Source organism: Yinghuangia sp. YIM S09857 (assembly GCF_051388915.1).
Classification (GTDB): domain Bacteria; phylum Actinomycetota; class Actinomycetes; order Streptomycetales; family Streptomycetaceae; genus Yinghuangia.
The window spans coordinates 123166-128037 of record NZ_JBPKBH010000027.1; the positions used below are offsets into that span (position 1 = coordinate 123166).

General features: G+C 69.5%; 5 protein-coding genes. 4 read left to right on the forward strand and 1 reads right to left on the reverse strand.

Annotation, left to right across the window (positions count from 1 at the left end; genetic code table 11):
• The 3 genes from ACRX5S_RS37130 to ACRX5S_RS37140 all read left to right on the forward strand — a co-directional run.
• Nucleotides 1-794, forward strand: a 794-nt coding sequence (locus ACRX5S_RS37130) for a polysaccharide deacetylase family protein (protein ID WP_436777654.1), incomplete at its 5' end; no start/stop codon positions are given.
• Between the two features lie 343 nt (nucleotides 795-1137).
• Nucleotides 1138-1413, forward strand: a complete 276-nt coding sequence (locus ACRX5S_RS37135; RefSeq protein WP_436777655.1) for a hypothetical protein — start codon at nucleotides 1138-1140, stop codon at nucleotides 1411-1413.
• 298 nt (nucleotides 1414-1711) lie between these two features.
• Nucleotides 1712-2125, forward strand: a complete 414-nt coding sequence (locus ACRX5S_RS37140) for an MmpS family transport accessory protein (RefSeq protein ID WP_436777656.1) — start codon at nucleotides 1712-1714, stop codon at nucleotides 2123-2125.
• 177 nt (nucleotides 2126-2302) lie between these two features.
• On the opposite strand, the gene ACRX5S_RS37145 is transcribed toward ACRX5S_RS37140, so the two are convergent.
• Entirely contained in the window at nucleotides 2303-4117 is a 1815-nt protein-coding gene (locus tag ACRX5S_RS37145; RefSeq protein ID WP_436777657.1) for an alkyl/aryl-sulfatase, read from the reverse strand.
• Between the two features lie 571 nt (nucleotides 4118-4688).
• On the opposite strand from ACRX5S_RS37145, the gene ACRX5S_RS37150 reads away from it, so the two are divergent.
• On the forward strand, nucleotides 4689-4872 hold a 184-nt coding region (locus tag ACRX5S_RS37150), incomplete at its 3' end, for an Rrf2 family transcriptional regulator (protein WP_436777658.1).

Below are 4872 nucleotides of genomic sequence, written 5' to 3' on the forward strand. Positions count from 1 at the left end.
TGTCCCCGGACCCCGCGGGCCGGTCCTCCTCCGAAACCCTGGGTCAGGTACCGATGTCCTCCGCTTTGCGCGCCGGCCGTGCCCGGCGCCGCCTCACCGCCGGGCTGCTCGCGCTGTCGGCGGCCCTCGGCCTTGTCATCACCGGGCCGGCCGCGCCCACCGCGTCGGCCGCCGAACCGTGCGCCAACGGGTTCGTCGCGATCAGCTTCGACGACGGCCCCAGCCCGCTGACCCCCGCGTACGTGCAGGCCCTGTACGACGCCGGGTGGGTCAAGGCGACGTTCTTCCTCACCGGCGCGCATGCGCAGGAGTACCCCCAGTACGTCGACCAACTCGCGCAGAACGGGCACTGGATCGCGAACCACAGCTACTCGCATCCGTTCCTCGACGAGCTCGGTGAGCCGGACGCGTTCAACGAACTCCTCGGCACCAACCAGATCCTCCAGGCGCAGACCGGGGCCGCGCCGACGCTCTTCCGCCCGCCGTACGGCCGCACCAACGCGCAGATCCGAGCCGACGCGTCCAGCCTGGGTATGACCGAAGTGCTGTGGACCGCGGACTCATTCGACTACAACGGCATCTCGGCACCGGAGATCGCGGACAACGCCCTCCAGGTGCAGCCGGGCGGCATCATCCTGCTGCACGAGGGATACGAGACGACGCTCGCGGCGATCCCGCGCATCGTCGACGGGCTCGCCGAACGCGGTCTGTGCGCGGGCAAGATCGTGCCGTCGGCGACACCGGTGGAGGCGTGGCCGGGCACCACGTACTACGCCACCGCAGCGCACTGGTGAGCCCGCGGCTGCCGTTCGTCAGGCGTCGTCGGCGACGAGCGCGCCGTACGCGGCCGTGACGCCCGGCCACACCGAGTCCGCGGCCGGCCTGTCGCGGGCCTGCTCCCAGCCCTCGCCGTGCCATTCAGCTCCGGGTGCACCAGGACGACGGTCGTACGGTCGGGGTCGTCCGCGGTGACGGCGACGTCGACGCGGCCGGCCGTGGCCTCGTCCGGCTCGGGTTCGCAGGCGGGCGTGATCGCCCAGCCCAGCGCGAGGTGGTGCGGCGCGTCGTGGACCAGGACAGTGCCCCAGGAGCATTCGGCGCTGTCGTGAGAAGGACGAGTCCGCTACGCCGTACCACGTGCGCGCGACCTTCCAGAACGTCTCGACCAGCGACCTCTCCCACAGCCACCCGACCATCAAGTTCAGCGCCCTCGACGCCTTTGACCGCAGCCTCGACCACATGATGATCTTTGGCCGCCTCAGGACGTGCGACGCACCCGACACGGATACCTTCACCAACGGCGTCGAGGTCACCGTGTGCAAGGTGTACTTGGCTCCGCCTGGTGCGACTGTCGCCTCGTTGACATACGACTTCCCCGACCTCTCGGCGGACCCGGTGCTCTGGAAGCTCTGATCCCCGCCCGATGACCGGACCGGCGCTGCTTGGGCGGACAGCTCAAAACTCGTGGAAACGGCTGCGGCGTCGGCTGGGGTACAGCCGACGTCCAGAACGGAGCGCTCGGCGCCCCGTCGTCGCGCTCGGAGGCAACTGGCCACGGGGACACCGTGGTTCCAGGATAGGCTCGCCGGCATCTTCGGCCGGGCAGGCCGAAACTTGCGTGCGTGCTTGCCGGTTGTCGTCCCTCTCCGTTCCTCGGAACGCCGGCTGCCCGCAGAATCCATTAAGGACAATGAGAGCACGGGGAACTGCTTTGCGTACCTTCACTGCCGTCGTCGGGTTCGTTGCGGCGTCGGCGCTTCTCGTCGGCTGCTCGGACGACGGGGGCGACGACAAGTCGTCGAAGCACACTGTCGTTTACGAGGTCTTCGGCACCGGTCCGGTCGACGTGAAATACAGCGTCGACGCCGCAGACTCGGAGGGAGAGGAAGCCAAGGGCGTCCAGCCGCCCTGGTCCAAGACGATCGAGGTGTCAACTGCGGGCACTCGCATGCACGTGTCGATGTACGCGCCGTCGAGCGTGGAGCCGGACGCGACCATCTCCTGCCGGGTGAGTGTGGACGGCAAAGTCGTCAGCGAGAAGAGTGGCAAACGCAGCGAATCGGCGAACATCGACGCGTGTGTGGCGGACTTCTCCGAGCCGGACTTCGTCGAGCGCACGCCGTGAGATCCACGTCTGCTGCCACGGCGGAGACGCCCGCCTCGGCGAGTGCGTAGGCGATCCGGGCGCGCTGTAGCGGGCGGTTGGCGGGCGGCCGCGGGCATGGCACCGCCCAGGATCAGTGCCACTTGAGCCGGCCGCGGCCCCCGGTCTGGGCAGGGGGCCGCGGCCGGTGGCTGGTGATCAGGGGGTGACGATGGGGAAGTTCGGGTCGGGCTGGTCGAGCAGGGCCAGCAGCCGGCCCAGGGCACCGTTGTCGCCAGTGGCGGTGATGCCCTCAGTGCCCTTGCCGGCCAACAGCGCGAACAGCGCCGGGCGGGTCAGGGTGACGGTCGCGTCCGGGGTGCCGGTGGTGCGGTCGGTGCGGCGCTGGTGGGTCAGCGCGCCGTTGGACAGCACCATGCGGTGTTTGTCTCCGGTGTCGGTGAACTCCCAGTCCAGGGTGAGTGCGGTGTCCCAGGCCTTCGGACCGTCGACGCGAATGGCCAGCGAGTCGAAGACCTGTTCGTTCGACAGCCCGGCGGCCATGCCGCCGGCGATGCTCGTCGGGATCGGCCGGATGCCGTCGCGCAGTTCCATGGCGCCGGTGAGGTAGAAGTTGCGCCACGTGCCGCACTCCGCGCCGAAGCCGAGCTTCTCGAACACCTTGGCCAGCGCCTGCTTCGCGGCGGTGTGGTCAGGGGCGGCGAACACCGCGTGGCCCAGCAGGGTGGCGGCGAACCGCAGGTCACCGTCGGCGGCGTACCGCTTCGCCTTGTCGACGACGGCGTCGACGCCGCCCATGCAGTCGACGTACCGGGCGGCTTCGGCGGCCGGAGGGTGCTGCCACAGGTGGGCGGGGTTGCCGTCGAACCAGCCCATGTACCGCTGGTAGACCGCCTTCACATTGTGGGAGACCGACCCGTAGTAGCCGCGGGTGTGCCACTTCGCGGCCAACGCGGGGGGCACCTCGATCAGTTCGGCGATCTCGGTGCCGGTGTGGCCCTGGTTGAGCAGGCGCAGCGTCTGGTCGTGCAGGTACGCATACAGGTCCCGCTGCTCGTGCAGGAACGCCACGATGTTGTCCCGGCCCCAGGTCGGCCAGTGGTGGGATGCGAACGCGACGTCGGTGCCGTCGGCGAACAGTTCGACCGCCTCGGCCAGGTACCGCGCCCACACCCGGGCGTCGCGGACGACCGCGCCGCGCAGGGTCAGGATGTTGTGCAGGTTGTGCGTGGCGTTCTCCGCCAGGCACAGCGCGCGCCGGTCGGGGAAGTGGAAGTTCATCTCCGCCGGTGCCTCGGTGCCCGGGGTCATCTGGAAGACGATGCGCACCCCGTCGACGGTCTCCTCCTGCCCGGTGCGCGTGATGTCGCGGGTCGGCGGGATCAGCCCGATCGTGCCGGAGGACGCGGTCTGCCCGAGGCCGGTGCCGATCATCCCCGTCGCGTCCTTCGGCAGCAGCACACCGGTGTGGTAGACGCCGCGACGTCCCATCGCGGTGCCGGCGTACACGTTCTCCGCGACCGCGTGCTCCAGGAACCCCGCCGGCGCCAGGATCGGGACGCCGTCCGGGTTGTCGCCCGGGATCACCCCGGCCGCACCGCCGAAGTGGTCGACGTGCGAGTGCGTGTAGATCAGACCGGTCACCGGGCGGTCGCCGCGGTGCTCGCGGTAGAGCGCAAGGCCCGCGGCGGCGGTCTCCGCGGACACCAGCGGATCGATCACGACCACCCCGCGGTCGCCCTCCACCAGCGTCATGTTCGACAGGTCCAGCCCGCGCACCTGGTAAATGCCCTCGGTCACCTCGTACAGGCCCTGCCGCGCGCACAACTGCGACTGCCGCCACAACGACCGGTTCGCCGTGTCCGGGCACTCCCCGTCCAGGAACGCGAACACATCGTTGTCCCACACCACTCGCCCGTCCGCGGCCTTCACGACCCCAGGCGACAGCGACGCGACACGCCCCCGATCCGCGTTCTCGAAGTCGGTCCGGTCCTCAAACGAAAGATCCACCATAGCGACCAAGAATCCCCAAAAGCGACAAAACAGAAACACGTCTTCATTGCTTCTGAAGACCCCGTTCCCTGCCGGCGATATCCCGGGCGCAACCACGGGGCGTGGCGCGCGGATTCGGCACTTGTCCCGCCGCCGGACTCCGTCGGCCCGCCCAGTGCGGCATAGGCGACCTCGCCGGACAAGGCCCTTCGCGCTCGGCGACCACCACCGCCGCATACACGTCCCCGTCAGCGGCACTGCAAGCCGCTCGAAGCCGGAGCGTAGGCGGTGTGCACGAGCACAGAGAGCACGTGGTCCCGGCGTCGCAGTCCGTCGGCGAACCGGTCGCATGCGCCCGGCAGGGGATCGGTACACGCGTGGCACAGCCTCCAGGGCGTGCGAAGAAGCCAACACGGCGAGAGCACCGGCGGACCGGCAATCCACGTGCAGCGCAGGGGACTTGGTGTGCCGCAGGGCCTCTCATTCAGTGCAGAGCCTGTCGCCTTGCGTCGGTAGAGTCCGGGCGATTGCTCGATTTCCGAGGTGGCCCCCCAAATACGAATCGCCGATACCTATTTGTTAGCGTGCTCGTGTGCGACTGACGAAGTTCACCGATCTGGCGCTGCGCGCCGTCATGCGGCTTGCCGTCTCCGAAGGCGGTACGGCGCTGACCACGCGCGAGGTCGCCGACGTCGTGGACGTCCCGTACACGCACATGGCCAAAGCGGTCTCGCGACTGCACGAACTCGGCGTCGTCGAGGCTCGGCGCGGCCGCG

Coding starts and splice junctions, on each gene's coding strand:
- ACRX5S_RS37145 (WP_436777657.1), bottom strand. CDS start 4,117: ATGGTGGATCTTTCGTTTGAGGACCGGACCGACTTCGAGAACGCGGAT.